Origin of the sequence: Burkholderia sp. Bp9143, from assembly GCF_003853645.1 — a bacterium.
GTDB lineage: Bacteria > Pseudomonadota > Gammaproteobacteria > Burkholderiales > Burkholderiaceae > Burkholderia.
Genome location: NZ_QTPO01000199.1, coordinates 1 through 237, shown reverse-complemented (window position 1 = coordinate 237; position 237 = coordinate 1). Strand labels below are relative to the sequence as shown.

Here is a 237-nt window from a genome sequence, read left to right as displayed (position 1 = left end):
GACCTGCGCCTGAACGAGCCGCGCTACGTGACGCTGCCGAACATCATGAAGGCGAAGAAGAAGCCGCTGGAAACGGTGAAGCCGGAAGACCTGGGCGTGGACGTCGCGCCGCGTCTGAAGACGCTGAAGGTGGCCGAGCCGCCGAAGCGCGCGGCCGGCGTGAAGGTGCCGGACGTGAAGACGCTGGTCGAGAAGCTGAAGACCGAAGCCAAGGTGCTGTAAGAGGGAGCGGAAAGA

General features: G+C 64.6%; 1 pseudogene. It reads left to right on the top strand.

What is annotated here, in order from left to right:
- Positions 1-222: pseudogene (locus tag DIE23_RS39345) on the top strand (electron transfer flavoprotein subunit beta/FixA family protein); the annotation flags it as partial.
- Between the last annotated feature and the right edge of the window lie 15 nt (positions 223-237).